Source organism: Paenibacillus shenyangensis, assembly GCF_000346635.1.
GTDB classification, from domain to species: Bacteria; Bacillota; Bacilli; order Paenibacillales; family Paenibacillaceae; genus Saccharibacillus; species Saccharibacillus dauci.
In genome coordinates, this window is the sequence record NZ_AOIG01000015.1 from 102,767 (window position 1) to 128,986 (window position 26,220).

Here is a 26,220-nt window from a genome sequence, read left to right on the forward strand (position 1 = left end):
CAGAGCAACAGAGCAACAGAGCAACAGAGCAACAGAGCAACAGAGCAACAGAGCAACAGAGCAACAGAGCAACAGAGCAACAGAGCAACAGAGCAACAGAGCAACAGAGCAACAGAGCAACAGAGCAACAGAGCAACAGAGCAACAGAGCAACAGAGCAACAGAGCAACAGAGCAACAGAGCAACAGAGCCAGGGATATAGATACCCTGGCTCTGTTGCTTTTATTTTTGTTAATCAAGCTCATATCTGTTTGGCTGTATACAGGTTGATCAGGAGGATGCAGAAGAGTTAGTCTTCGGACTTTTACCATCACTGGGAGATTTCTGCCGAATCTCGGTCAGCAGTTCTTCGATAACCCGGATCACCAGCTTGGGCTGATCATGAATAATCATATGTTCACTTCGCTTGGCTATAATCAACTTGCTGTTATTCGAAATAGAGAGCATCTCGCGCTGTCCAATCTGCCAGCTCAGTTCAATCTTGTTATTCGCTTCTTCACTAATTCCAAAGCGGGTGAGATCCTGTTCCTGTCCCCGGGCAATAATGCGCACAGGCAGGTTGCCGAGCTTCTGACCACGAATTGCATCTTCGGTCGTACTGGCGAGCTTGCCTTCTTCAGCTACAGCTTTAAAATATTTCGGTGAAGCGACCACATTTATAAAATCCTGCCGATCTTCCGGTTCGACTCGCCCGGTCAGCATAAAATTGGGGAATAGTCGAAATGCACCTATCTCATCCAGAAAAATCGAGATATACGGTGAAGGGGTAGAACTGCCTGCGTGTTCTTCCTTGTAAATCTCTTCTGTACGCTCGGCATCATTTTCCGGTCGTGCATCGATCAATACCATACCCGCAATCTCATCCGGATACGTTTGTGCGAATAAACGGGAGTACATACCACCGAGAGAATGACCGGCGAGCAGATATGGACCCGGAATATCCGCTTTTTGTAGAGCAGCATGCAGTTCTTTGACAATGTTCTGCCCGGTTCGAGGCAGTGGACTGGTATCGCTCCAGGCGTAACCTGCCCGGTCGTAGGTCACGACAGTAGCTCCTGTAGATGCTGCCAGCTGCTCCGGAATTTTCCGCCAGGAGAGACTGGATTCTCCACTGCCGGCCTCCAGCAGAATAGTCGGTGATCCTTTCCCATAGGTATGGACATGCAGGCGATAGCCATTAATGTCGATCATTTTACCCGGCGGTGGATAAGCGGATTGGGAGTGACGAGAAGCCACATTTTCATAAATAAATCCTGCTGCCAGCAGAAGGACGACGACTCCGACCAGTGAACCGGCAGTGCGGAGAATGATCTTTTTCCAGGAATGTCCGCTTTTGTGGTGCTCTTCAGAGTGGGGTGTTTTCATAAGTAGGGTAATCCTTTCTTCAATAGTGTGAACGGATGGAGTAGATCAATAGGATATGGATAGTACAAGTCAGAGGAGAGACTGCAGACAGATTAGTCTGATTTAAGTAGAAATTGGTAAATCCTCTACACGTATATTGGACACGGAAGAGGCAATTTTAACTACCTAGCAGGTAAAATGGACCAAATTCAATCTATGGGTGGAGCTGTTTCCCTTGGTTGAATTTCTGCCTCATCTATTTGGATGAAATCGAACCAACTATTATGCTCTGATCTCATTATCAGTATCCGCATAACTATCGCCGTATAGAATAAAGCCAATCATTCAGGGAACAGATAATCCCGATGTCAGCAGAACAGTTGGCTAATCCAGTATCCATAAACGATTCGTGCTGAAAAGCTATGAAGCTCCCGTTTGGCAGGTGTCTGTTGTGGTTAAATCTGCAAAGGACACGTCGGATTTTATTTTTATGCCATGACAGTGTATACTTGTAAAGTAGTGAGAAACCGTAACTTACTTATCACTTCCTATCAACATTCTGATTCGAGGAATGAGAAGGGAGTCGTTTCTCATGTGTTTTCCTAAATCTTATATCCTGTAAGGGAGGCTATTTCAGATGAAATCATTTGAATTTTATAATCCAACACGCCTGATTTTTGGTAAAGGCCAATTGGAGACATTGAAGCGTGAAGTGCCAAAATACGGCAAGAATGTACTGCTGGTATACGGCGGCGGTAGCATCAAGCGTGCAGGTCTGTATGATCAGGTAATCAAATACCTGGGCGAGATCGGTGCGAATGTAACCGAACTGGCAGGCGTAGAACCTAACCCGCGTCTGACTACCGTCCACAAAGGTGTAGAACTGTGCAAAGCCAATAATATTGATCTGGTACTCGCTGTCGGCGGCGGCAGCGTTATCGACTGCGCCAAAGCGATCGTAGTCGGTGCCAAATACGATGGCGACATGTGGGATATCATTGAACGTAAAGCGGCTGCAACCGATGCACTGCCACTCGGCGTGGTACTGACAATGGCAGCAACCGGTTCCGAAATGAACTCCGGTTCTGTTATCACTAACAGCGACACGCAAGAGAAACTGGGCTGGGGCAGCGCGTATTCCTTCCCGGCATTCTCGATCCTGGATCCGGAATTCACGTATTCCCTGCCTAAAGATCAGACAGTATACGGTATGGTGGATATGATGTCCCATGTACTGGAGACGTACTTCCATCCGGAACAAAATACACAGGTACAGGATGGCTCCTGCGAATCCGTACTGCGTGCTGTTATCGAAGCGGCTCCCCAGCTGATCAATGATCTGGAGAACTATGAACTGCGTTCGACTATTATGTATTCCGGTACAATGGCGCTGAACGGCGTACTGAGCATGGGCGTAACCGGTGACTGGGCAACCCATAATATTGAGCACGCGGTATCCGCAGTGTACGATATTCCTCATGGTGGCGGTCTGTCGATCCTGTTCCCGAACTGGATGCAGTATAACCTCAAAGTCGACCCTGCCCGTTTTGCGAAGCTGGCGGTTAACGTATTCAACGTTGATCCTGCAGGCAAGAGCGACGAAGAGGTAGGTGCAGCAGGTATCCAGGCTCTGCGTGATTTCTGGACATCGATCGGTGCACCTAGCCGTCTGGCCGACTACGATATCGACGACAGTCAGATCGACCTGATGGTCGAGAAAACACTGAAGTTCGGACCTTCCTTTGGTAACTTTGCCAAACTGCAGGCAGACGATGTACGCGAAATCTATCGTATGTCCCTGTAAGCAGGAGAGTTTTGGAGCCGAAGTATTAGATTTAATGAACGAACTGTAATGGTAAGATCAGTCCGACTATAACATTTCGTATTCAAAAGCACAGTTTCTTTGATCCTATGGATCATGGGAAGCTGTGCTTTTTTGACATATCCCAAAGGAATAGAACCATCTGAATATGCGTAGCAATGAGAGATGAATAGAAGAGGGAAAATCGAATTTTTGTAATTTGATTTCCTTAAAAGGTAAAAATATGCAACCTCATCTGTATTTATACGTAAATAAAGGTATATCGCCAACCAGCAGTATTTTTGCTTTGAATAAAGCCGGTCTTGAAGGCTATGCGGCGATTATGTCACAAAAACGGAAAGGAGACCGCAGTTATGGAAACGCTATATTGGACTTGTCTGATTATCGGAGCAGTATACGCGCTGTTCAGCCTGCTTTTCGGTGACTTGCTGGGTGACGTCCTGGGCGGATTGGAATTGCCTGGAGTTGACGTGTTCAAGCCGATTGTGCTGGCAGGTATGGTTACCGTATTTGGTGGAGCTGGTATTTTGCTCGCCAGGTATACAGATATGTCTATAGGTGTCGAGTTATTACTATCCATTCTGGCGGCTATTGCAGGAGCATTGTTTGTGTTTTTCGTCTATGTCAAACCGATGGAGAACAGCGAAGTATCCACATCCTATTCGATTCGGGAGATGATCGGACGAATTGGAGAAGTGACCATACCTGTACCGGGTAAAGGGTATGGCGAAGTCATGATCAAGGTAGCAGGTGGCAATACGGTACATATCGCGTCGAGTTTTGAGCATTGTCCTATCGCGGCAGGTGTCCGTGTCGTCATTGTAGAGGAGTCGGCAGGTGTCTTGGCAGTAGCGGAATTTGAACAGGGTCTGGCAGCAGATCCGGCACCACTATAAATAAAACTATACAGCTGTAATCCAGCGATGTCTGACTCAAACAGGTCGTATTTGGAAATAAGCACGTGACGGAAGTAGTAATCATAAAACAAGCAGTCTTATCCATTTAGCTTTAAATACATGTTCAAAGGGGAGAATACAATGACAATAATGAACGAAATGATTCTGATTCCTGCCATTGTAGTAGTTGTTCTGATCGTACTGGGTATTACATTCTGGGCACGGTACAAAACCGTTAGTACAGATGAGGCAATGGTCGTGACCGGTTCTTTTCTCGGCAGCAAAAACATCTCGGATGATGGTGCCGGACGCAAAATCAAGATCGTACGCGGCGGCGGTGCATTTATCTGGCCGATTTTCCAGAAATCCGAGTTTCTGTCCTTGCTGTCCCACAAGCTGGATGTCACCACACCGGAAGTGTATACCGAACAGGGTGTACCGGTACTTGCTGACGGAGTAGCCATTATCAAGATCGGCAGCTCTGTCGAAGATGTAGCAACAGCAGCAGAGCAGTTCATGGGCAAGCCGATCCAGGCGCTGCAGGGAGAAGCCCAGGAAGTGCTGGAAGGTCATCTGCGCTCGATTATGGGTTCCATGACTGTAGAAGAAGTGTATCGCAACCGTGACCGCTTTGCGCAGGAAGTGCAGAGTGTTGCCGCCCGTGATCTTAAAAAGATGGGTCTGCAGATCGTTTCCTTTACGATCAAGGATATCCGCGACAAGCATGGTTATCTGGAATCCCTCGGTAAACCGCGAATTGCAGCCGTGAAGCGGGATGCCGATATCGCTGAAGCCGAAGCGCTGCGCGACTCACGCATTCAGAAGGCCCGTGCCGAAGAAGAAGGACAAAAAGCCGAGCTGCTGCGCGATACTCATATCGCCGAGGCAGAAAAAGAAAAAGAACTGCAAATTGCCGCTTTCAAAAAAGATCAGGATACGGCTCGCGCCGAAGCCGATCAGGCGTATCAGATTCAGGAAGCCAAAGCCAAACAGATCATGATCGAAGAACAAATGAAAATCGAACTCGTCCGCAAAGAGCGCGAGATCGATCTGAAAGAAAAAGAAATTACGGTACGTGAGAAACAATACGACGCCGAAGTGAAAAAGAAAGCCGAAGCCGATCGTTATGCTGTCGAGCAGGCGGCGCAGGCAGACAAAGCCCGCAAAATGCGTGAAGCCGAAGCCAAACAGTACTCTATCGAAACCGAAGCCAAAGCATCTGCCGAGCAGCAGCGTCTGGCGGGTATGGCGACAGCCGATGCCGAACGTGCCAAAGGTACGGCGGAAGCCGAAGTCATCCGTCTTCGTGGTCTCGCCGAAGCAGAAGCCAAGCAAAAACTGGCTGAAGCTTTTGAAAATTATGGCCAAGCAGCTATTCTCGATATCGTTGCCAAAATGCTGCCGGAACTGGCAGGCAAGATCGCAGAACCACTTGGCAGCATTGACAAGCTGACTGTCGTCGATACAGGCAAAGGAGAAGGTGGAGGCGCGACCAGAGTCAGCAATTATGTGACTGAACTGATGGCGACTGCTCCTGAAATGCTGAAAAGTGTATCCGGTCTTGATCTGGAGCAGCTGATTCAGGGATTCGCTGGCAAAAATAACACTTCTACCGACCGTCAACCTGTACTTTCCGATAAGGCTTATACAGCGCCTATCGAAGCAGGCGATATTCACCCGGTGGAGCTGACAGCACCGACTATGGATGTCCAATCGACCAACCGCATCCCGGATGCAACACTAGATAAAGAATAAAAGTAATCGATACTTCATATTCTTATGATATAGAGTAGCAGCCATTTGCATACTGGTTTATTGTTTGTAACTGTAAGGTAGTAAGTGTATAATACGTGTATCTGTGTACAACGATTCTGGATATCCGGCAGGGATATTCATGAAATAGGTCAAAAGACGATGAAGCCGGATAAATAAAGGCTTCATCGTCTTTTTCGCTCTAACGGAGCAATGTGCAGATTATGTTGACTAGCCTGTTATTTTTTGATAACTTAGTCGGGATAAGGCGATAGTAAAAGGGGTGCAACTGTGAGCAGCCTACAAGTGGCTAAAGTACTGAATAATAACGTAATTATTGCAGATCATCCTCAGTATGAAGAGGTCGTCGTGATCGGCAAAGGAATCGGATTTAACCGCAAGACACGCGATCAGATTCCACTCAACGTCGTCGAGAAAATGTTTATTCTAACCAATCAGCAGGAGCAGGAGCAGTACAAGCAGCTGGCTACACAGATTGATGAACAGATCATTGAAGTGATTAACGAGATTATTCACTTTATAAATAAAGAAAGCAAAACTCCGCTCAACGAGCATATTCATATTGCATTGACCGATCATATCGCATTCGCCATCAAGCGTGCCGAACAGGGTATGACCGTACAGAATCCTTTTTTGTACGAGACACGTGAAATGTATCCGACCGAGTATCGATTGGCGGAACATGCCCTGGAAATGATCAAAAACAAACTGGGTGTCAGTCTGGAGGAAGACGAGATCGGCTTTGTTGCCCTGCATATTTACAGCGCATTGACGGACCAGCATATTACCCAGATCAAAGCGCATTCCCGTTTGATTGCGGATATGGTTAAAGTAGTAGAAGACAGCCTGAATATTACTATTACTGGTGACAGTCTTGATTATTCGCGGCTGCTGACCCATCTGCGGTTTGCCATTGAGCGTATCCGCCGCGGCGAGAAGGTAGCAGCGACACGCCGGCTGGAAGAGATGCTCAAAATCGAGTACCCGGAAGTGTATTCGCTCGCCTGGAAGCTCACCAAAATGATGGAACGTCGTCTGCGCCGCCCTGTATATGGAGCAGAAGTTAGCTATCTAACGATGCATCTGCAGCGGTTTGTCGAGAAAAATGAAACCGAAAATTAAGTCTACAATTTTTTTGGTTGAAAAGGCTTGCATGTTCAAAATGAGAGTGCTATAATTCAGAACGTAATCAACAAACGAATAGCGGTTATAACGTGTTACTGATTCGATCAGGCATGAGTTAACAACGTATTTGTAGCGAAGCTGCATGGCAGAGGGCGTATTCTATCCTTATCTGCACGCATAGCTTTATGTTACAGGTACATTGTTTGCTCATGCCTTTTTTGCATGCTATCCGCAAAGCGGTTGTTGAACGCAGTAAGGTCGAGGAATCATGAAAGTTCCATTTCTGTAATAAATTAGACGAATTGGTTTAAATTATTACATGTTTGGGTCATACACATTGAAGAAGTGAATCCTGCCTGCACTGCAACTCAAAATCATACATTATATTCAAGAGGGGAAGTGGCTGTATTGTTTAGACGTCTGTTCGGCGTTTTGCAAAAAGTTGGTAGAGCACTGATGCTTCCGGTTGCAATTCTGCCAGCTGCAGGTCTGCTGCTGGGTATTGGTAACCTGTTGGTTAATCCGGACTTTTTGCAGTATATACCTGCACTGAATGCCAAGTGGGTTCAAATTACTGCTGAAGTAATGATGAACTCCGGGCAAATCGTATTTGATAACCTATCCTTGTTATTTGCCGTCGGGGTTGCCGTCGGTCTCGCAGGAGGAGAAGGCGTTGCCGGTCTGGCAGCAATTATCGGTTATCTGATTATGAACGTAACCATGGGTACAGCAATGGGTATCAAAGCTGCGGATGTGGGTACAGGCAACTTTGCTCTGGCTTCCGTACTGGGTATTCCTACACTGCAAACCGGTGTATTCGGCGGTATTATCGTCGGTATTCTGGCAGCATCCATGTACAAGCGTTTCTTCAAGATCGAACTGCCGTCTTACCTGGGCTTCTTTGCAGGTAAACGTTTCGTTCCAATTATGACTGCTGTAACATCCCTGATCCTCGGTCTGATTATGATCGTGGTATGGCCTCCGATTCAGTCTCTGCTGAACAACGTATCTCACAACATGGTTGATGCGAACCCTACATTGTCCGCATTTATCTTCGGTGTGATCGAGCGTTCACTGATTCCTTTCGGTCTGCATCATATTTTCTACTCACCGTTCTGGTTTGAATTTGGTGAATATGTCAATAAAGCGGGCGAACTGGTACGTGGTGACCAGAAGATCTTTATGGCTCAGCTGCGTGACGGTGTACCGTTCACAGCGGGTACATTCATGGTTGGTAAATTCCCGTTCATGATGTTCGGTCTGCCTGCGGCAGCACTGGCGATCTATCATGAATCCAAGCCACAGCACAAAAAATATGTTGCAGGTATCATGGCTTCTGCAGCACTGACTTCTTTCCTGACAGGTATTACAGAGCCGCTGGAATTCTCATTCCTGTTCGTTGCTCCAATCCTGTTCGGTATTCACGCAATCTTCGCAGGTCTGTCTTTCATGACAATGCAGATTCTGGGCGTTAAGATCGGTATGACTTTCTCCGGTGGTCTGATTGACTTTATCCTGTTCGGTGTTATTCCGAACCGTACCCCTTGGTGGGACGTTATCATCGTCGGTCTGATTCTGGCGGTTGTGTACTACTTTGGTTTCCGTTTTGCTATTCGCAAGTTCAACCTCAAGACACCAGGTCGCGAAGACACTGTTGCTTCCGAGGAGAACAGCTCTGGTGGCAGTGCAACACAAGACGAACTGCCTGGCAAGATTCTGGACGCATTTGGCGGCCAGGAAAACATCTCCAGTCTGGACGCTTGTATCACTCGTCTGCGTATCCAGGTTAAAGAACCGAAAAATGTTAACAAAGACCGTCTGAAATCCCTGGGCGCTTCCGGCGTACTGGAAGTGGGTAACAATATTCAGGCAATCTTCGGTACACGTTCCGATACGATCAAGTCCCAAATGCAGGACATTATCGCTGGACGCACACCGCGTGCCACACCTCCAAGTGTAGATAATGAACCAGCCAAAGGAACTGCTGAAAATCAGGTTAACGTAATGACGGAGGAAGTAATCGTTGCTCCGGCAAGTGGTGAGCTGCTGAATATCAGTGAAGTACCGGATCCGGTATTCTCGCAAAAAATGACCGGTGACGGATTTGCGATCCTGCCTTCGAGCGGAACTATCGCTTCTCCGGTAAACGGTAAAGTATTCAACGTATTCCCGAGCAAGCATGCGATCGGTATCATGTCCGAAGCAGGCAAAGAGATTCTGGTACACGTTGGCGTGAACACCGTCAAACTGAAAGGCCAGGGCTTCACTGTTCTCGTTGCCGAAGGTGACGATGTTATGGCAGGTCAGCCAATCCTTGAAGTAGATCTGGAATATGTAAAAGCAAATGCTCCATCTATCATTACACCAGTGATCTTCTCCAATCTGCCGGAAGGTGCAGCGGTAACGCTGAAAAAATCCGGAACAGTCAAAGGCGGAGAAGGCGACATCATCACCCTCAAGTAATCGAAGTTCCTTTACAACTTGTATAATACAATCCGGCAAATACAGTCTAAGGACAATGTTTTTGCCGGATCATAGGCTCTATAATGCACTAAGTACTTGATAGCCAATGCTGATTATCCAACTGAATAGTCCAACATCCAGAAAAACAATCATAAATTTGACGAATCAGCTTGATAAGGCTTGGTAAGCTGCTTAACCTCAGGGTTTTCTGTCTAAGTAGTATTAAGTGTATGTATGCAGGATGTGTTCCACAGCAAACTATAGGCGGTTCTTCGGAACTTCGCCTATAGTTTGCTATCATTATAAAATGAAAGCATATTTTGGTAAAAACGAGCATTTGTTTGGTAAAGAAATGAATTTGCCTAAATTTTGCCGCAAATTGCTAGGATTTGCTGAAAAAAGTCGAAATTTTTTCTTCCAGAACGTGCATCATGGTTTATAATGCTGTACAATAGAGTGGATGGCTTGATATTCACATCTATACTACTAATAACAGAAAGCGAGTGACTTTATAATGGAAAAAACATTTAAAATCGTTGATGAAGATGGTATCCACGCACGCCCAGCAACTGCACTGGTAACAGCTGCTAACAAATTTGCTTCTACAGAATCTTTCGCTGAAGCTAAAGGTAAAAAAGTAACCCTGAAATCTATCCTGGGTGTTCTGTCTCTGGGTCTGGAGCAAGGTGACACTATCGTTCTGTCCACTACTGGTGCAGAAGAAGAAGCGGCTCTGCAAGCTCTGACTGACGTAATGGTTAACGAAGGGCTAGGCGAAATCAATGGCTAATATTTTGGGAATTGCGGCGTCTTCGGGCATCGCCATTGCCAAAGCATTCCGTCTGGAACATCCTGAGTATGAAATCACCAAACGCTCAGTAAGTGATACCGATGCGGAACTGGCTAAACTTGATTCTGCTTTGGCACAATCCAAAGTAGAACTTGAGGCGATCAAAGAGCGCACATTGCAAGAAATGGGAGCAAAAAAGGCAGAGATTTTCGAATCTCACCTGCTCATTCTGAATGACCCTGAATTGATCGATCCGGTAAAAGACAAAATCTCTTCCGATATGATCAATGCTGAATATGCACTGAACGAAGTGGCTTCTCAGTTTGTAACCATGTTTGAGAACATGAAGAGTGCTTATCTTCAAGAACGTGCTGCGGACATGCGCGACGTAACGAAGCGTGTGATCAACCATCTGATGGGCGTTAATTTCCAAAGCCCTGCTGAAATTCGTGAAGAAGTGGTCATCATTGCTGAAGACCTGACGCCTTCCGATACAGCTCAGCTGGACCGCAACTATGTAAAAGGCTTCACAACGAACATTGGCGGACGTACTTCCCACTCTGCGATCATGGCACGCTCCCTGGAGATCCCGGCAGTAGTAGGAACAAAAGAAGTTATGGACGTTGTACAAAACGGTGACATGGTTATCGTCGATGGTCTCGAAGGTAACGTAATCGTAAATCCGGATGAAGCGACTCTGGCAGAATACCGTGCAAAACGTGAGGCTTATGAAGCTCAGGTAGCAGAATGGCGCAAACTGCGCGATGAAGCAACGGTATCCAAAGACGGCGTTCACGTCGAACTGGCTGCCAACATTGGTACACCAAACGATGTAGCTGGCGTTCTTGATAACGGCGGCGAAGCAGTGGGTCTGTACCGTACCGAGTTCCTGTACATGGGCCGTGACGAACTGCCATCCGAGGATGTTCAGTTCAATGCTTACAAAACAGTACTCGAAAAAATGGCAGGCAAGCCTGTAGTTGTTCGTACACTGGATATCGGTGGCGACAAAGAACTGCCTTACCTGGTTCTGCCAAAAGAAATGAATCCGTTCCTCGGTTTCCGTGCAATTCGTCTGTGTCTGGATCGTCAGGATATTTTCCGCACTCAACTGCGTGCGCTGCTTCGTGCAAGCGTATATGGTGAACTGCGCGTTATGTTCCCAATGATCGCTACACTGGGCGAATTCCGCGAAGCGAAAGCGGTTCTGATGGAAGAGAAAGAAAAACTGGTTGCTGAAGGTGTATCTGTATCGGATAACATCCAACTCGGCATCATGGTTGAGATTCCTTCTACAGCTGTTCTGGCTGATCAGTTTGCCAAAGAAGTGGACTTCTTCAGTATCGGTACTAACGATCTGATCCAGTACACAATGGCAGCTGACCGTATGAACGAACGTGTATCCTATCTGTATCAACCATATAACCCGTCCATTCTGCGTCTGGTTAAAATGGTTATCGATGCAGCGCACAAAGAAGGCAAATGGGCTGGAATGTGCGGCGAGATGGCAGGGGACGCTACAGCGATTCCATTGCTGCTCGGTCTGGGACTCGATGAGTTCAGCATGAGTGCAAGCTCGATTCTGCCTGCACGCAGCCAAATCGCCAAACTGTCCAAAGCTGAAATGCAAGAGCTGGCTACCAAAGCACTCGATATGCAGACAGCAGAGCAGGTTGTCGAACTCGTTAACGCTATTCAGGCGTAATTGCAGGATACCGTTTTCGGTCTAGTTATTCTTTTTTCCAACAATCCCATTAAGCTGATTTCCTGAAATGATTCGGGAAATCAGCTTTTTTTCTTTTTTATTTGTGCAAAGATGAACAAGAGTTATGAGGGGATTCGCTTCGGGAAAGGATCATTCCGGTGGCCTCCGGTTAAGAATGGATATTTTTGAATCACCGCTGTCGCGGTAGATATCCATTCTTAAATGTCGCTCTTTGGAATGATTCCTTTACCACCGAGAGGGTGGAGGATGCTGATTCTTTCCATTCCGGTAATAATGGGTTTGGCTTTTTGGATTAGAGTCTGCGTGACTTTCAGTTGAAGGGATGCCTGGTGGGCTTGTTCGCTGCTCCATACTTCATAGACGTACACACAGTTCGGTTCGTTTGCGGTGATGTTGACCGTGTAGATTTCGCATTCTTGCAGATCGTTCATGGATTCTGCAGCGTCGAGCAGGATATGAACCATGGTATCGCGCTGATTTTCCTGTACTGTAAACTTGCCAAACAATCCGAATCGGCTCATAAGAACCCTCTTTTCGTAAAGTAATAGGTGGTATTTAGCGAAAATAATTGGGCTGGATAACATAGAACAGGAGGTCTAGCTTATTTTATTATATGGTCGCATCTCATCGGAGTCGGTTTGCAGAAATCGAATTGCTTGAATGTTAAATCAATTCGATGTGTGGCAGCCTAGTTCATAGTAGTTGTTATTGTTGAACTCGAAGCTTTTGATCACATCGAGGCCAAGCTTCTGGGTGTGTGCAGCGTAGGATCTTGGATTGATATGATTGATAAAAGTGATCAGGATCGGGTATCTTTGGCTCATTTGTGTTTTAGAGAATTCAAAAACCTTTTTAAGTACTTCTGTGCCCCGGTATTCGGTATCGATACAGATCGGTCCATATTGATAGCTGTTTTCGGTAGATAGCACCTTACCTTTGTACTCGGTGTGCTGTAGATCACCGATCATATGTTGGAAAAGAGGCCATTTGGACCAGTATTCCCAAGAAGCTGCCATGACGTAAGCAACGACTTTATTCTGATCACAGGCGATAGTGATACCATTTTCTTTTTCAATCAATTCCTGAAATTGCTCATCTGTAAAGAGCGTGGTAACAAAGCCATGTGGTTTGTCTTCTTCGCTGATGGTGGTGACATGGTATTTTTGTTGTAATTCTGCGATAGCAGGGATATCCTCGATAGTAGCATTTCTATAAATCATGATTGTCCTCCTGTGCGGGATGAAATGGAATTTCTCGATCTGAGCTTATGCTCCAGTTACAATTCCTATGTAGAGTACGTATGGAATTGTTTTGAGTATAGCTTTTAAAAAACGATCTTTCAACTGCTGGGTAGCTTTCTTGTGGTCATAAACAAATAGCCGTTCAATGCACAATGATAGGTAGTTGTTGATGAACTCTATGTATTTAGTACATGGGGTTGAAAAGAAAGCTTGTATGACTATTTCCAGTATGGATAGACAAGGTATGATACATTAAGGAATCAATCTGGGTAGACCAGCAGATACCTCAAGAAAGTATATTAAGGAAATGATGTAGTAAAGTCGGTAGAGAACATAAATACGAAGGAGCTTATCATCATGATAAGCTCCTTCGTATTTTTTATGGATCATAGTAATCATATAAAAGGATACGGATATCTTTTACACTTAATATTGTCTTTTATGATCAACATGAGCTTATATCATCAACATGATCCCATGCGATAAATATTATCTTTTCTAATAAACACCATCTCGGGCATAGTGAAGCTGCCCTTACAATAACGCATCCTGAAATCTTCTGGAATTAACTGCAAGCGCAGTTGAGTACCGGCTTACGTGCTGCAGTTGCTTCATCCAGACGTTTGACCACCGTCGTGTATGGTGCATTAATTACCAATTCCGGTGTTTCTTTAGCTTCATTTGCAATCTGGATCATCGTGTCGATAAAAGCATCCAGTGTTTCTTTGCTTTCCGTCTCGGTCGGCTCAATCATAATACATTCTTCCACATTAAGCGGGAAGTAGACGGTAGGCGGATGGTAGCCAAAGTCGAGTAGTCGTTTGGCAACATCGAGAGTACGTACGCCATACTGCTTCAATCCTTTACCGGACATCACGAATTCGTGCTTGCATACATTGTCATATGGCATGATGTAGTGATCTTTGAGGCGATGCATCATATAGTTGGCGTTCAGTACAGCACATTCGGATACCCGGCGCAGACCTTCCGGACCGTAGGTACGGATATACGTGTACGCACGCACCAGGATACCAAAGTTGCCATAGTAGGCTTTGACCCGTCCGATTGAATCCGGTGAACCGGAGCGTAGTGTGTAGCTTCCATCTTCTTTTTTCTCAACGACCGGCTCCGGCAGGAATGGCAGCAGTTTGTTTTTCACACCAACAGGGCCAGCACCTGGACCACCACCGCCATGCGGGGTACTCATGGTCTTGTGCAGATTGAGATGGACAACGTCGAAGCCCATATCGCCTGGACGGGTAATTCCCATGATCGCGTTGGAGTTGGCTCCATCATAATAGAGCAGACCGCCAGCTTCATGCACAACTTGAGCAATCTCGGTAATCTGTTCTTCGAACAGTCCCAGTGTATTTGGGTTGGTCAGCATCAGCGCTGCTGTATCCGGTCCAACGGCTGCACGCAGAGCTTCCAGATCGACCAGCCCTTTTTCATTCGAAGGAATAGTAATGGTCTGGAATCCGGCTACAGTGGCACTTGCCGGGTTCGTACCGTGCGAAGAATCAGGCACGATGACTTTGGTTCGATGCTCACCGCGTTTTTCGTGATAGGCACGAATCATCATCAGACCGGTCCATTCACCATGTGCTCCGGCTGCAGGCTGCAGGGTTACAGCATCCATACCGGTCAGAGCCGCCAGATCGTTTTGCAGGGTATGCAGCATCTCCAGTGCACCCTGAATACTGATCTCCGGCTGATACGGATGAATTTTGGCGAATCCGGCATAACGGGCTACATCTTCATTGATTTTGGGGTTATATTTCATCGTACAGGAACCGAGCGGGTAGAATCCGTTATCCACACCAAAGTTCAGGCGGGACAGCTCGGTATAGTGACGGATGACATCGACTTCGTATACTTCCGGCAGGGCAGCAGCTTCACTACGCAGCATCTCCTGAGGAATTACCGAACTGGTCTCTACGCGAGGAACATCACATTCTGGCAGAGAGTAGCCGACCCGTCCAGGCTGGCTGAGTTCGAAGATCAGTGCTTTTTCCTTGATTACTGCACCAATCAATTCATTGGATGCTGTAGCTGTAGACGGAGTATCTGTATTGGTTGTCGTTACCGTTTCGTTTGTCATAGGGATGCCTCCAGTTGGGTAGCCAATTGATCAATCTCGGATTTGGTACGCTTTTCCGTTACGGCAAACAGCATGTGACCGGATAATTCCGGATAGGATAGACCCAGATCATATCCACCGATAACGCCCTGCTCCAGCAGCTTCAGATTCAGCTCGGCAGCAGAGGTGCCTTCCGGCAGAGTAATCACGAATTCATTGAAGAATGGGGACTGGAATGTCAGCTTCAGACCAGCTACAGAAGACAGTTTCTGTGCAGCATAGTGGGCTTTTTGAATATTCAGATCTGCGACGTCGATCATGCCTTGTTTGCCCATAATCGACATATAGACCGAGGCAGACAAGGCAAGCAGCGCCTGGTTGGAACAAATATTGGAAGTCGCTTTGTCACGGCGGATATGCTGTTCACGGGTCTGTAGCGTTAGTACAAAGCCGCGCTTGCCATCACGGTCTTTCGTCTGGCCGACGATTCGTCCAGGCATACGGCGCATCTGTGCTTGCGATACAGCGAAGAATCCACAGGTAGGGCCACCGAGAGACATGGAGATACCAAGCGGTTGTGCATCACCGACTACGATATCGGCTCCGAGCTTGCCCGGTGCTTCCAGCAGTCCGAGTGAAATTGGATTGGTACTGACAACGAGCAGAGCACCATTCTCATGAGCCAGATCTGCAGCAGCACGTATACCTTCAATACCACCAAAGAAGTTCGGGGATTGTACCAGTACAGCTGCTGTCTGATCGTCCAGTACTTCGGCGAGTGCGCTGATATCCGTTACTCCGTCACCATAGGCAACTTCAACTACTTCCAGATTCAGACCGCGTGCATAGCTGCGTACAACAGCGCGTGCTTCCGGATGAATTGTGGAGAAAGCGACAATCTTGGTCCGTCCGGTTGCGGAAGCTGCGAGTGAAGCGGCTTCTGCCAGAGCAGTTGCTCCATCGTACATACTCGCATTGGCTACAGCCATTCCGGTCAGTTCACAGATATAGGACTGGAATTCAAAAATCGCCTGTAGCTCGCCCTGGCTGATCTCCGGTTGATATGGAGTATATGCGGTGTAGAATTCGGAGCGGGAAATTACATGGTTGATGACCGATGGGACATGATGATCATAAATGCCTGCTCCAAGGAAGCTCGTATAACGATCGGTATCGGCATTACGCCCAGCCAGTTGTCCCATATGACGGGTGAGTGCATACTCGTCCAGCATCTCCGACATAGGCAGCGTACCCTGATAACGGACAGCTGCAGGAATATCTTTGAACAGATCCTCGATGGATGACGCGCCGACAACAGCCAGCATATCGGCTTCATTTTGCGGCGTCATCGGAATATAGCGATGCAATTTCATTGTATATACTCCTTTCGGCAGATCAGGCTGCCGGATAATGGGGAAAGATGTTCAGTGTGAAGAATACTTAAGCGAACAATCAGACAGTTACCGGCTTTCTTTTATAAAAAGGAGCCTTGACCACTTCGGCTTTGAGCATTTTGCCGCGAATCTCTACCTCGATGACAGTTCCGATAACAGCATGTTCGGCTTCAATCAAAGCCAGTCCCAGATTGCGTTTGAGAGTAGGAGACTGTGTACCGGTAGTGACTTCGCCAATCTGGCGACCTTCCAGGAATACGGGATAATGGGAGCGGGGAATACCACGATCGATCATTTCCACGCCAACCAGCTTGCGGGGAGCCCCCTGTTCCTTTTGCTTCAGCAGCACATCGCGACCGATAAATTCACCTTTATCCAGTTTTACAAAGAAACCAAGACCAGCTTCCAGCGGTGTAATATCTGCAGACAGCTCCTGGCCATACAGCGGCAGCTTGGCTTCAAAGCGGAGTGTGTCCCGTGCTCCTAGTCCGCATGGAACGAGTCCATCCGGTTCACCTGCTGTCAGCAGTCCGGTCCAGATCTGACCTGCCTGATCGGCAGGAGCATAAATCTCATAGCCGTCTTCACCGGTGTAGCCGGTACGGGACAGGATTACTTTGGCACCAAAGAGCTCCGCATCGGCAATAAAGGAAAAACCGGGGATATTGCTGTACACTTCACTGCCAGCTGCTTTGGCCAGAATACTGGCGGCCAGCGGACCCTGCAGAGCGATCAGCGCAGTCTGCTCGGAAATGTTCTTCAGGGTTACACCTTCCGGTAAATGCTTCTCCAGCCATTCGATGTCTTTGTCGATATTGGAGGCATTGATAACGAGCATATAATGTTCTTCGCCCAATCGGTACACGAGTAAATCATCCACGACTCCACCAGTCGGATAGCACATTAGTGTGTACTGAGCCTGACCGTCCTGCAACCGGGATACATCATTGGTAAGCATATTTTGCAGATAAGCTAGTGATCCGTTGCCGCTGATCATAACCTCACCCATATGGGAAACATCGAATAGTCCTGCTTGTTCGCGAACGGCTTCATGCTCTTTTTGAATACCTGTAAACTGGACAGGCAGGTCCCAACCGCCAAAATCAATGCAGCGTGGAGAACCGGATGCAGCATATAACGGATATAGCGGTGTACGCTTGAGTTCTGTAGTCATGAATGATTCACCTCATGGTTTATTTGATAAAAACAAAAAACAGAGAGGATCAGGAAATAAACAGGCATCGCCCGCATTTTCCTTTTCCTCCCTGTCCTTGGTACCTGAGAGTTACCTTATTCATCCGATGCGTAATGATCATACAGCATAATCCATTGTGGTATGCTATACTCCTCATAAAAGCACAGAGCCGATATAAGTTTCCCCTTTGGTGATCCGCTCAGGTATGATTATGATAGCTGTTCATAACCGTCGGATTCTCTCCAGAGCCGCGTCCAGTACAGGTCCTTTTGCCTGAGAGATTCACCTTGACGGCTTACTCCTTCGGCGCTGCCCTGGTGCTGGTGGCAGTCTCTCCCTGTACGTTCATCCGCTCACATATTATGTTATGTATTTCCGAACATTCAGTAATAAGAATGTTAAAAATGTATGTATATTATATTAATACTTGATTCATAGAGGGATGTCAAGACTCTTGACAGCGTAATCTTCCTTACTATACGCTTGTGGCATCATAACCAAATCATGACATGAATCGGAGGAATAGGACAATGAGTGAGATCAAAGACCAATTGTTGTACAGTGAAGAGCACGAATGGGTAGAACGTATTAACGAAGACACGGTACGTATCGGCATTACCGACTTTGCCCAGCACCAACTGGGAGATATCGTATTTGTAGAGCTGCCAAAAGCAGGACGCGAAGTAGCTGCTGATGAAGAAGTAGGAACAGTTGAATCTGTCAAAACGGCATCGGAGTTGTTCTGTCCGCTGGCAGGTACGGTCGTTACGTTCAATGCGGATCTGGAAACCGAGCCTGAACTGGTTAACTCCGACCCTTATGGACGCGGATGGATGATCGAATTGAAAGTTACCGGTGATCTGGAAAGTGCGTTATCCAAACTGATGGATGCCAAAGCCTACGCCGAGCACGCTCAGGATTAATCGGTCGGCCAACAGATGGTGATAGCATGTTTATTTCTTGTATAGTTGGCTGTAGATGAGTCACTGCAGGTACAGGATTAACAGTCAACCATACATATAACCTTTACAGAACCAATACTTATCCGAAAATGGATATCATATCTGTTTCCTGGATAAAGTGTATTTCAACTGCGAACACATTACGTACAAGCACATTACGCAAAAAGAGATCCAGCAGCTTGCATACTGTAGCTGGGATAGCATACAGCTATTCTGGGGCAGCCAAGCTTGTCTGCTGTCTGCCGCTCATCAAGCAGGCCATCTTTTTGGTGTAATGTGCTTTTTGCTGTACAGGTCGTTATCCAGGATACAGTCTAGGACAGGATGCATGTTGGTTAGCAAGGATATCCGGTACGTCCTCCTGCATATGCGTGAAAAAGTCTCCTGACGTTTATTTAAAAGAATAAACCCAACAGGAGGAATACGATGAACGCAAAGCGGATATTCATTACAGGCGCCAATTCCGGCATGGGTCTGGCAGCAACTATCGAACTGGCCCGGCGTGGACATGAAGTAATTATGGGCTGTCGCAATGAAGAACGCGGCCAACAAGCGCTACACCAGGCGCGTCAGGAGAGCGGATCCGACAATATTACGTTGATGAAATGCGATCTGGGATCACTTGCGACCATCCGTCATTTTGCAGAAGAGTATAACAAGCGTTACGATTATCTGGATGTACTGCTTAATAATGCCGGAGTCGTTAACCTCAAACGTAAAGAGACATCCGACGGCTTTGAAATGAGTATCGGAGTGAATCATCTGGGACATTTCCTGCTGACCCATCTGATGTTGGACAGCCTGAAGCAAGCCAAAGCAGGACGTATTGTGGTCGTCAGCTCGGGAGCTTACAAATTGGGCAAAATTCATTGGGAAGACCCCAATCTTCACAGTGGCTATAATGTTATCAAAGCCTATGCGCAATCCAAATTAGCCAATATTTATTTTACCCGCATACTGGCCCAGCGGCTGGAAGGAACTTCGGTAACAGTTAACAGTCTGCATCCTGGGGCAGTAGCTACCAGTATCGGAATAGACCGGGAGACCGGTTTTGGCAAACGAATCCTCGCTTCAGTCGCCCATATGCCGTTTTTCCAAACGCCGGAGCAGGGAGCGGAGACAGCGATTTTCCTCGCAGATGATGCGTCGGTAGAGAGCAAATCGGGTGCTTATTATTACCGTAAACAGCTGCATCCCCTGCGCTCCAAAGCGGAAGATCAGCAGGAAGCCGAGCGGCTGTGGACATGGAGCGAACAGCAGGTGGGTCTGTAAAAATCTGCAGCTGAATCTATACCCTATGTATACTCTGACATTTACCATATATCGACTTGGTGAATACCGGGGAAATCAGATCATAATCACCCCATCCATAGTAAGAGTTAAAATGTGATTCTTCTGGAACCTGTGGTAGACTGAATAAGAATGTTGTTGCGGCATCAGGGACTGATGCTAATTTTCAGAGAAAAGAAGGTACGAAAAAATGAATAATAATTATCCGCCTAATCCGAATGACCATGAACGTGAACATCCGCCCTATGGTGCACCCCAGCCACCGGGCCCACGTCCTCCGCTGGTCGGTCTCGGTGGCTGGCTGGTCGTGTTCCAGATCTATATGTATTGGAGCCTGTTTATAGCACTGGTATCGATTCCTACCTACATAGCGGTGTTGTTCCTGGCAGCCAACGAAGATGCGCTTCCGGAGGAAGTACGCTCTGTGCTGTCCATGTATGGAGATAATCTGCAGTCGCTGTCGGTGTATGAGCTGATTGTAGCGATAATCCAGTTTGTGCTGCTGGTATTGATGATGGTACTGCTGTATACACACAAAAAGTCATTCCCGCGACTGGCCAGAATGTATCTGATTCTTAGTCTGGCTTTTGCTGTTATCGCCTTTTTCGTGGTGCCGCCTACATCGGGCATGGTAGCTTCGATGATCTGGGGAGCCGTATTAACACTGGCATGGAATATGTACTTTACACGTTCGGTACGTGTCAAAAACACATTTATTCGTTAAATTCTGCTCCCGGGTGAGGGAATAGACGAATCAGCATTCAGGTGGTATCGTAGATAAAAATAAATTCCAGGAGTGATACCCTTGAACAATGCTGTTTCCTATGAAATCAAGATTGCCCGGCAGGAGGATCTGCAGCCAATCGTAGAGATTTACAATGCTTCCATTCCAGCGCGTCTGGCAACAGCCGATACCGAACCGGTCACGGTGGAGAGCCGTCAGGCTTGGTTTGACGAGCATGTACCGGAACGCCGCCCGCTCTGGGTACTGTGGCAGGAAGGACAGATTGCCGGATGGGCGAGTCTGCAGACTTTTTATGGACGTCCTGCTTATAATGGAACTGTAGAATTGAGCGTTTATGTGCATAATGATTTTCAGGGAAAAGGTATTGGCAGCAAGCTGGTCAGCTATGCGATTGAGCAGGCTCCGGCGCTGCATATACATACACTGCTTGGATTCGTATTTGCCCATAATGATCCGAGTCTCAGTCTGCTGCGCAAATTCGGTTTCGAGGATTGGGGTCATCTGCCGCGTGTAGCCATTCTCGATGGAGTCGAGCGCCATCTGGCTATTCTGGGCAAGCGTCTGGACGCTTGACGGTACAGTTCGAGTATAAATAGGTAAAACAGCAAAACCGCCTGTTCCTTTTGGGGACAGGCGGTTTTGTATGTAGCTGTATTCCTATAACAAGTTCGTTCTCATACGAAAAATGTTGTGAGGCTGGCGCAGACCGATACCTTTACAAGCTGCGACTGCACGTCAGCTATGGACTTTTTCAATCTGATTGTATAGTGGTTGACCTTCATGCTGCTGCTTGTCGCGAATAATGTCTTTTAAAAGTAGTACATAGTCATCCAGATTGAGCAGTCCAGCGAGTAGTATCAGGGGAGCGAATAACATCCATTTGCCTATGCGAATCAGAGTACGCATCCTAACAGCTCCTTTCCAAAGAGAATAGTTGTTATACGATAATACGTACCTAAGGTTTCAATGCTGGATATGCGACCAGTTGCTCAAACCGAAAGTTAGGTTTACTATATAATAGATAGTGATAGCTGCTGAAGCAGCTTCGTATGTATAGAAAAAGAGCATATAGATATCTTCATAGCCTGATCTCGATATCTGTTCCATCCTAATCTTCATGCTCTATATAAACAAATAGTTGTCACAACAAATAAATTCCATATATTGTAAATTAGATAATAACAATCATATTATCTTTCTCATCTGCTCCAGAATGGGATTGTCGATTACGAAAGGAAGTCTATATCCATGATTATACTGAAATCAGCCAAAGAAATTGAAGAAATGAAAACAGCGAGCCGGATCGTAGCTGACTGCCATCGTCATCTGGCACAGATGATTGCGCCAGGCATCACCACAATGGAGATCAATGATTTTGTGAAAAAGCATATCAAGAAATTGGGTGGTCAGCAGTTCACAAATGGATACAACGGATTTCAATACGAGACCTGTGCCTCGGTCAATGATGTCATTGCTCACGGATTTCCAAGCCGTCAGCCTTTGCAGGAAGGCGATGTACTCAAAATTGATATTGTCGCCGAATATGGCGGTTGGCTGGGCGATTCTGCCTGGTGTTATGCTGTCGGTCAGGTATCCCCGGCTGCCGAGCAGCTGATGCGGGTGACCAGGGAATGTCTGTATATGGGCATCGAACAGGCCGTGTCTGGCAACCGTCTGGGAGATGTGACCTCTGTCATTCAGCAGCATGCCGAGAGTCATGGTTACGGCGTGGTGCGCGATCTGCTGGGACACGGCATCGGACGGAATCTGCATGAGCAGCCAAGCTTTGCTCACATCGGGCAAGCCGGCAAAGGACCCCGCCTCAAAGAGGGGATGGTATTTACCATTGAGCCAATGATCAATGAGGGAACGTATCGCATGACTGTCGATCAGGACGGATGGACTGCACGAACAGCCGACGGTACACTGTCTGCCCAGTACGAGCATACCATTGCGATTACGGCCGATGGCCCTATTATTCTCACAGAGCAATAAAAAACGGAGAAGCAGCTGTGGAATAATTCCGCAGCTGCTTCTTATATTCCCGGAGGAAACTCAAAATTGTAATTTTTTATTCAAATGAGGTAATTTGCGGTAATAATAATTCAAATCATAAGCATATACCTGTATAGAATTATAAAACCCAAAAACGACTATATCCTTCTATGCTAACGATTGCATTGGATAGATATTCCTTCTTTCCCATATCCAATCGAAAAGATATAGGACTAAAGTTTTACAAAACCTTCAAAAATTAGACAAAATTTCCGATGAATAAAATAGATGAATAACTTCGCCGTATGGGTTAATAAACCGATAGAGAAAGAAATAGATTCTTCAATCGTGAATAAATACAGAATACAAAAGTCTATGTAAATGGTGGTGAATAATATGCTGGATAAAATGAATCACTCGCTGACCCGTAATATGGATATTGCGACTGACTACTTTTATGATATAGATGATTTGGGCATTCAATACACGCCGCAGCACAGCATTTTCAAGGTGTGGACACCGGATGCAGTGCGTGTGGATCTGGCCTTGTATAATGAGCCTGGGGAGTATGACCATGAAGGTCTGGTTCATGATCACACCGGTGGTCTGGAGATCCCGATGGAATCGGAAGAAGGCGGCGTATGGGTACTGCATCATGATGGCGATCTGGCCGGCAAATATTATATGTACCGGGCAGAATTCCGGGATGGCAGTGTAGAATATGCTGTGGATCCTTATGCCCGTGCAGTCTCGCCGAATGGACAGCGTACTGCTATTGTAGATCTGCGCAAGACGGATCCGGAGGGTTGGGAAAATGATATTCGTCCGCCGATGGCAAGCCTGACGGATGCAGTCATTTATGAATTACATGTACGGGATTTCTCGGTGGATTCCGAAGCGCCGATCCAGCACAAAGGTAAATTTCTTGCTTTTACCGAAACCGGACTATGTGATGAGTATGGCAATAGTATCGGGATAGACCATCTGCGTGAGCTGGGTATTACGCATGTGCATTTGCTTCCGATTGCGGACTTCCAGACAGTCAATGAACTGACTGTGGATGATCCGAATTCCGAGCAGGTTAAATATAACTGGGGCTATGACCCGCAGCATTACAATGTACCGGAAGGTGCTTATTCAACCGATCCATGGGATCCGACATCGCGTATCCGTGAATTCAAAAAAGTCGTACAGGCACTGCATGGCGAAGGTATGCGTGTTGTACTGGATGTAGTGTATAATCATACTTTTTCGGTGGACGATGGTCCGTTTGACCGTCTGATTCCGGGCTATTTCTATCGTACCGATGAGCGTGGACAACTGACCAATGGCTCTGGCGTGGGCAATGAGATTGCTACCGAGCGTCCAATGGTACGCAAATATATCAAGGATTCGCTTCGTTACTGGGCAACGGAATATCATCTGGATGGATTTCGTTTTGACCTCATGGGACTGATCGATACCGAGACAGTTACCCAGCTGACTCAGGAGCTGCGCCGGGATATCGATCCATGTATCCTGATCTATGGCGAGCCGTGGACAGGTGGCTGGTCGCCGCTGCCGCAGCAGACGCTCAAAGGTGCCCAGCGCGGCAAGGGGTTCGCTTTATTTAATGATAACTTCCGCAGTGCAATCAAGGGTGGAAGCGATGATGACACTCGTGGTTTTGCTACTGGTGAATTTGGCAAGGAAGGTGATCTGGTCAAAGGCATCTACGGCTCTATTGGTGACTTTACGGATCATCCAAGCGAGAGTATCAACTATGTAACTGCCCATGACAATCTGAATTTGTGGGATAAAATTGTACGTGTAAGCGGAGCGGAGAAAGAGCTGTCATTCCTGCATATGGACAATGGCAGATTGCCTGATGGACGCGATGTAGCAGCAGCCGTACAAGAAGCGGATCCTTATAAATATATTGATCCCGAGCATGTAATGGATCAAGAGTGGGTACGCCGTTCTATTCTGGCCAATGGTATCGTATTGACCAGCCAGGGGATTCCTTTTATCCACGCAGGCGATGAGCTGCTACGCAGCAAATATGGTGATCATAACAGCTACCGAAGCCCTGACGCGATCAATGCGATCCGCTGGAGCAACAAGCAGCGTTTCCGGCAGGTATTCGATTATTATCAGGGACTGATCCAGCTGCGGATGAGCCATCCGGCATTCCGTATGAGCGACCGTAAGGAAGTGGAAAAGAATCTTCGTGTGCTGCGCAGTGACCAGCAAGTTGTGGCCTTCCAGCTGGGTGAGTATGCGCATGGCGATATATGGCGCCATATTATCGTGATCTATAATTCGGCTACTACCGAACAATCGGTGACTTTGCCACAATTCAGCCGCCAATGGCAGGTTGTCGTCAATGATCGCGCAGCAGGTGTACATCCACTTGCCTCGGTGCTGGGTGGAGAAGTACTGGTGGCGCCATTATCAATGATGGTGCTGTTCGATGAAGAAGATCAGTACAAGCCTATTCCGGCGAGTCTGGAATGGGAATATACACCAAGCATTATGGAACCCGGTGAAAAGCTGCATCTGAGAGTAGTACCTCGCGATCAGCGGGGACGGATCTATACAGCGGAGCGTGTGCGCTATCAGTCTTCCAATGACAAGGTCGTCTCGGTTCGCTCTGACGGACAAATGAAAGCACTGAGCGAAGGTTCCAGTACGATCTGTGTATCCTGTGGAAATGTAGAGAGCTGCCTGCTGCTGCATGTAGAAACATTGGTGCCGCATATGGTTAATCTGCAAGGAGAACATCAGGTATACATTGGTAAAAGAATGCGCCTCAAAGCAGATGTTCTTGATCAGTACGGACGTCCGATTGCGCGTCCCAAGCTGACCTGGAATTCCAGCGACAAGCGTATCGCCCGCGTCAACAAAGATGGTGTAGTCCGCGGTATTCACCCGGGCAAGACCAAAATTACCGTTACTTCGGGCAAAGCAACAGCCCAATGGTTTGTAGAAGTTATGCCTTATGTACCTCGCAGTATTGAAGTCGAATACGAACGTCCGAATCAGGATTACCGCGGCTGGAATCTATGGGTATGGGGATCGGTACTCGGTCACCGTCAGGTGGATTTTGAACGTGTAGAGAATGGTCGTGCGATTGCAAATATTCTGATTGCTCCTGATGAGACCAATATCGGATTTATTATCCGGCTCAAGGAATGGCAAGCCAAAGATATTGATACCGATCGTTATATTTTTGTTGATACCAAACAGGATACGATGAAAGTGGTTATCAAGAGCGGCGATCCTGAGTTTGATATTGAACCAACCGGCTGATCAGAACAGAGCCGCCCTGAATTGGGCGGCTTTTTGTCCTTTTGTCGAAGCCGATCCAGTGATCTGGTGCATTGGTTGTGGAAATCATG

The 26,220-nt window shown here is 47.0% G+C and carries 20 protein-coding genes and 1 riboswitch; of the genes, 13 read left to right on the plus strand and 7 right to left on the minus strand.

Annotated elements, in window-relative coordinates; translation table 11 throughout:
- Positions 1-269: 269 nt before the first annotated feature.
- Positions 270-1,364, minus strand: coding sequence for an alpha/beta hydrolase (locus H065_RS0112945; protein WP_017813494.1), 1,095 nt, complete (start codon positions 1,362-1,364; stop codon positions 270-272).
- A 616-nt stretch (positions 1,365-1,980) separates the two neighbouring features.
- Between H065_RS0112945 and H065_RS0112950 the strand changes: the two genes are divergently transcribed.
- The 7 genes from H065_RS0112950 (at position 1,981) to ptsP (ending at position 11,917) form a co-directional block, all read left to right on the plus strand.
- Positions 1,981-3,147 (plus strand): iron-containing alcohol dehydrogenase, encoded by a 1,167-nt coding sequence (locus H065_RS0112950; protein ID WP_017813495.1) that lies wholly within the window; start codon positions 1,981-1,983, stop codon positions 3,145-3,147.
- Positions 3,148-3,518: 371 nt separating this feature from the next.
- Positions 3,519-4,061, plus strand: a complete 543-nt coding sequence (locus tag H065_RS0112955) for an NfeD family membrane protein (RefSeq protein ID WP_017813496.1) — start codon at positions 3,519-3,521, stop codon at positions 4,059-4,061.
- A 150-nt stretch (positions 4,062-4,211) separates the two neighbouring features.
- Positions 4,212-5,816, plus strand: coding sequence for a flotillin lipid rafts scaffold protein FloT (gene floT / locus H065_RS0112960; protein ID WP_081604128.1), 1,605 nt, complete (start codon positions 4,212-4,214; stop codon positions 5,814-5,816).
- A gap of 288 nt (positions 5,817-6,104) precedes the next feature.
- Positions 6,105-6,956 (plus strand): glucose PTS transporter transcription antiterminator GlcT, encoded by an 852-nt coding sequence (gene glcT, locus H065_RS0112965; protein WP_017813498.1) that lies wholly within the window; start codon positions 6,105-6,107, stop codon positions 6,954-6,956.
- Between the two features lie 411 nt (positions 6,957-7,367).
- Positions 7,368-9,422: a glucose-specific PTS transporter subunit IIBC gene (gene ptsG, locus H065_RS0112970; RefSeq protein WP_026136207.1), complete on the plus strand. Its 2,055-nt coding sequence runs from the start codon at positions 7,368-7,370 to the stop codon at positions 9,420-9,422.
- 514 nt (positions 9,423-9,936) lie between these two features.
- Positions 9,937-10,212 carry an HPr family phosphocarrier protein gene (locus H065_RS0112975; protein WP_017813500.1) on the plus strand — a complete coding sequence of 92 codons (276 nt, stop codon included), beginning with the start codon at positions 9,937-9,939 and terminating at the stop codon, positions 10,210-10,212.
- Positions 10,205-11,917, plus strand: coding sequence for a phosphoenolpyruvate--protein phosphotransferase (ptsP, locus tag H065_RS0112980; protein ID WP_017813501.1), 1,713 nt, complete (start codon positions 10,205-10,207; stop codon positions 11,915-11,917). Before H065_RS0112975 ends, ptsP begins: the two co-directional genes overlap by 8 nt.
- Before the next feature lie 218 nt (positions 11,918-12,135).
- Here ptsP and H065_RS0112985 read toward each other — a convergent pair whose 3' ends face one another.
- From H065_RS0112985 to gcvT, 5 genes are all read right to left on the minus strand, one after another.
- Positions 12,136-12,459 carry a putative quinol monooxygenase gene (locus tag H065_RS0112985; RefSeq protein ID WP_017813502.1) on the minus strand — a complete coding sequence of 108 codons (324 nt, stop codon included), beginning with the start codon at positions 12,457-12,459 and terminating at the stop codon, positions 12,136-12,138.
- 147 nt (positions 12,460-12,606) lie between these two features.
- Entirely contained in the window at positions 12,607-13,158 is a 552-nt protein-coding gene (locus H065_RS0112990) for a GNAT family N-acetyltransferase (RefSeq protein WP_017813503.1), read from the minus strand.
- A gap of 586 nt (positions 13,159-13,744) precedes the next feature.
- A complete protein-coding gene (gene gcvPB / locus H065_RS0112995) occupies positions 13,745-15,280 on the minus strand; it encodes an aminomethyl-transferring glycine dehydrogenase subunit GcvPB (protein ID WP_017813504.1) in 1,536 nt (511 codons plus the stop codon).
- Positions 15,277-16,632 (minus strand): aminomethyl-transferring glycine dehydrogenase subunit GcvPA, encoded by a 1,356-nt coding sequence (gene gcvPA, locus H065_RS0113000; protein ID WP_017813505.1) that lies wholly within the window; start codon positions 16,630-16,632, stop codon positions 15,277-15,279. Before gcvPA ends, gcvPB begins: the two co-directional genes overlap by 4 nt.
- Positions 16,633-16,711: 79 nt before the next feature.
- The gene (gene gcvT / locus H065_RS0113005; protein WP_017813506.1) at positions 16,712-17,827 is read right to left on the minus strand and encodes a glycine cleavage system aminomethyltransferase GcvT; all 1,116 of its coding nucleotides are present in this window, start codon (positions 17,825-17,827) and stop codon (positions 16,712-16,714) included.
- 272 nt (positions 17,828-18,099) lie between these two features.
- Positions 18,100-18,197: riboswitch (glycine riboswitch) on the minus strand.
- Positions 18,198-18,378: 181 nt separating this feature from the next.
- Here gcvT and gcvH point away from each other — a divergent pair.
- From gcvH to H065_RS0113025, 4 genes are all read left to right on the plus strand, one after another.
- Positions 18,379-18,771 (plus strand): glycine cleavage system protein GcvH, encoded by a 393-nt coding sequence (gene gcvH / locus H065_RS0113010; protein ID WP_017813507.1) that lies wholly within the window; start codon positions 18,379-18,381, stop codon positions 18,769-18,771.
- 465 nt (positions 18,772-19,236) lie between these two features.
- On the plus strand, positions 19,237-20,082 hold the full coding sequence (locus tag H065_RS0113015) for an SDR family oxidoreductase (protein WP_017813508.1): 846 nt from the start codon (positions 19,237-19,239) through the stop codon (positions 20,080-20,082).
- A 208-nt stretch (positions 20,083-20,290) separates the two neighbouring features.
- Positions 20,291-20,824, plus strand: a complete 534-nt coding sequence (locus tag H065_RS0113020) for a DUF2569 family protein (RefSeq protein WP_017813509.1) — start codon at positions 20,291-20,293, stop codon at positions 20,822-20,824.
- Between the two features lie 81 nt (positions 20,825-20,905).
- Entirely contained in the window at positions 20,906-21,418 is a 513-nt protein-coding gene (locus H065_RS0113025) for a GNAT family N-acetyltransferase (RefSeq protein ID WP_017813510.1), read from the plus strand.
- Between the two features lie 162 nt (positions 21,419-21,580).
- Here the strand turns inward: H065_RS0113025 and H065_RS27905 are convergent, their stop codons facing one another.
- A complete protein-coding gene (locus H065_RS27905; RefSeq protein WP_017813511.1) occupies positions 21,581-21,751 on the minus strand; it encodes a hypothetical protein in 171 nt (56 codons plus the stop codon).
- 342 nt (positions 21,752-22,093) lie between these two features.
- On the opposite strand from H065_RS27905, the gene map reads away from it, so the two are divergent.
- Both map and pulA read left to right on the plus strand, forming a co-directional pair.
- Entirely contained in the window at positions 22,094-22,840 is a 747-nt protein-coding gene (gene map, locus H065_RS0113040) for a type I methionyl aminopeptidase (protein ID WP_017813513.1), read from the plus strand.
- A 396-nt stretch (positions 22,841-23,236) separates the two neighbouring features.
- Complete coding sequence (gene pulA, locus H065_RS0113045) at positions 23,237-26,131, plus strand: type I pullulanase (protein ID WP_017813514.1); 2,895 nt, start codon at positions 23,237-23,239, stop codon at positions 26,129-26,131.
- Positions 26,132-26,220: the final 89 nt, after the last annotated feature.

What these genes read in the sequence shown, in the direction of transcription:
- H065_RS0112945 (WP_017813494.1), bottom strand. Translation starts at nt 1,364, where the DNA reads ATGAAAACACCCCACTCTGAAGAGCACCACAAAAGCGGACATTCCTGG.
- H065_RS0112950 (WP_017813495.1), top strand. Translation starts at nt 1,981, where the DNA reads ATGAAATCATTTGAATTTTATAATCCAACACGCCTGATTTTTGGTAAA.
- H065_RS0112955 (WP_017813496.1), top strand. Translation starts at nt 3,519, where the DNA reads ATGGAAACGCTATATTGGACTTGTCTGATTATCGGAGCAGTATACGCG.
- floT (WP_081604128.1), top strand. Translation starts at nt 4,212, where the DNA reads ATGAACGAAATGATTCTGATTCCTGCCATTGTAGTAGTTGTTCTGATC.
- H065_RS0112975 (WP_017813500.1), top strand. Translation starts at nt 9,937, where the DNA reads ATGGAAAAAACATTTAAAATCGTTGATGAAGATGGTATCCACGCACGC.
- ptsP (WP_017813501.1), top strand. Translation starts at nt 10,205, where the DNA reads ATGGCTAATATTTTGGGAATTGCGGCGTCTTCGGGCATCGCCATTGCC.
- H065_RS0112985 (WP_017813502.1), bottom strand. Translation starts at nt 12,459, where the DNA reads ATGAGCCGATTCGGATTGTTTGGCAAGTTTACAGTACAGGAAAATCAG.
- H065_RS0112990 (WP_017813503.1), bottom strand. Translation starts at nt 13,158, where the DNA reads ATGATTTATAGAAATGCTACTATCGAGGATATCCCTGCTATCGCAGAA.
- gcvPB (WP_017813504.1), bottom strand. Translation starts at nt 15,280, where the DNA reads ATGACAAACGAAACGGTAACGACAACCAATACAGATACTCCGTCTACA.
- gcvPA (WP_017813505.1), bottom strand. Translation starts at nt 16,632, where the DNA reads ATGAAATTGCATCGCTATATTCCGATGACGCCGCAAAATGAAGCCGAT.
- gcvT (WP_017813506.1), bottom strand. Translation starts at nt 17,827, where the DNA reads ATGACTACAGAACTCAAGCGTACACCGCTATATCCGTTATATGCTGCA.
- gcvH (WP_017813507.1), top strand. Translation starts at nt 18,379, where the DNA reads ATGAGTGAGATCAAAGACCAATTGTTGTACAGTGAAGAGCACGAATGG.
- H065_RS0113015 (WP_017813508.1), top strand. Translation starts at nt 19,237, where the DNA reads ATGAACGCAAAGCGGATATTCATTACAGGCGCCAATTCCGGCATGGGT.
- H065_RS0113020 (WP_017813509.1), top strand. Translation starts at nt 20,291, where the DNA reads ATGAATAATAATTATCCGCCTAATCCGAATGACCATGAACGTGAACAT.
- H065_RS27905 (WP_017813511.1), bottom strand. Translation starts at nt 21,751, where the DNA reads ATGCGTACTCTGATTCGCATAGGCAAATGGATGTTATTCGCTCCCCTG.
- map (WP_017813513.1), top strand. Translation starts at nt 22,094, where the DNA reads ATGATTATACTGAAATCAGCCAAAGAAATTGAAGAAATGAAAACAGCG.
- pulA (WP_017813514.1), top strand. Translation starts at nt 23,237, where the DNA reads ATGCTGGATAAAATGAATCACTCGCTGACCCGTAATATGGATATTGCG.